This window comes from Acidiplasma cupricumulans, from assembly GCF_001402935.1.
Lineage (GTDB): Archaea > Thermoplasmatota > Thermoplasmata > Thermoplasmatales > Thermoplasmataceae > Acidiplasma > Acidiplasma aeolicum.
This window is the reverse complement of sequence record NZ_LKBH01000109.1, coordinates 1-1,745: the sequence shown is the minus strand read 5'-3', so window position 1 is coordinate 1,745 and position 1,745 is coordinate 1. Positions and strand designations below refer to the sequence as shown.

Here is a 1,745-nt window from a genome sequence, read left to right as displayed (position 1 = left end):
TATATTATTTAAAATATAGTTTTATTTATTTTCCTCCCATTCCATTGCACCCTGTTTGGTATAAATGTCCTCCGTGAAATTTTTATGTACAAACTGTTTTTTAAACCCGGATAAAACCCCAAGCGGGTATATTACAACCAGAGCCACTATAAATGTAATTATTGTTCCCTCCATGTATGTGAAATACTGCGGGAATACACTAGATGACAGCCCATCATGGCTTGTGGCCACCATAAATGTTATAAAGGCTATAAAAAATACATACCACAATGCATTTTTGGCACCTATTTTAACCTTTGATATTATACCAAATAATACTGAACCTGCCGCTATTAAAAGCACCGCATATGGTTCTGATGGCCATCCTGTCCAGAAAACAATAAGTGCAGAACCGGCAGTTGCCAGTGGTGCGATTATGCTCATACCCCTTACCATATCGCTTTTCTTGGTTATCCCCTGTCTTCTGGTAACCATTAATGCAATGGGGTTGGTTATCAAGCCTATATAGCCTGCAGCAGTGGCATCATCTATAAATGTGTATATGCTCGGTACAGGGGCAGTAACAAATACAAGTATTACACCGACAACGGCAAAAACAATCAAGGAAAGAAGTGGAATTGAATGCTTTTTTTCAATTCCCTTTAACTTATCTGATATGTAACCCGATCTTCCCATGGAAAACAGCACACGTGTTCCAGATCCTAAATATATGTATCCTGTGACAAATGGTGTTAAAACACCGGTTACCACTGCAGCTATGAACACCAGGGGAAATGGTTTTCCGAGTATAAAGAATGGATTATCGCCGTGGAATGCTGCCTGAACGGCCAGGAAATCTCCGGGGGAAACACCTATAAGTGACCAGTTTGTTCCCATTATTATTGCAAATGCCACGCTTATATATATCAAAGTTTCAAAGAGCAAAACCATGCCTATTGCCCTGGGTATCTTGCTCTTATTATTTGTTTCCTCTGCAAGGTCTGGTATTACCCTTATGGCCCCAAAATCATACATTGCATATGGCATTATTGAGAATAGTGGTACTGCAACACCATATGGTGCAAAGCCATATTTATAAAAATTGGCATAATCCAGCGCAAAGAAGATAAGCCCAAGTGACATTGATAAATAAAAGAATATTTTTACTATGCCTATGTAAAGCGAAGACCTGCCAAATTGCTTTATTCCATAATAATTAAACGGTATAAGTGCGAGCATGAGTGCAAGACCAAGGCCAACGCCCAGATATGTGGGTGCCCCGCTGGCCGCAATAAATATTGGGTCAAAATAATTAACCCCTGCAATTACTGATATAACCTCTATTGGGGGTATAAATAAATACCATATAATATCGGACATTGCATTTATTATATTTGTCCAGCGCCCATGTGTGTATATTGAATACCTTGTGGGGCCCCCAGCCTCAGGATATGTAACACCCAATTCCATATATGTAAGACCTATAAGTGAATATATAGCAGCACCCAGAACAAAGGCAAGTATTGCCTCAGGGCCAGCATATGTTATCATGGTTATCGTTCCAAAAAGAGCCCCATTTCCGAAGGCACCAACAAGACCCACCATAAGCATTTCATTAAAGGTAAGATCTTTTTTCAATCGTGGTTTCTTGCTTTTCACTTTTATATTATTATTTATAGTATGCTCATTTTCCATAATATGTTATTATTACATTATATTACTTTATATTTTTGGAAAATGCTTAAATATAATGTGTTTCATAATTT

1 protein-coding gene is annotated in these 1,745 nt (G+C 38.1%); it reads right to left on the bottom strand.

What is annotated here, in order from left to right; all coding sequences use genetic code 11:
• Nucleotides 1–21: 21 nt before the first annotated feature.
• Nucleotides 22–1,638, bottom strand: a complete 1,617-nt coding sequence (locus AOG55_RS03360) for an APC family permease (protein WP_231563419.1) — start codon at nucleotides 1,636–1,638, stop codon at nucleotides 22–24.
• Nucleotides 1,639–1,745: the final 107 nt, after the last annotated feature.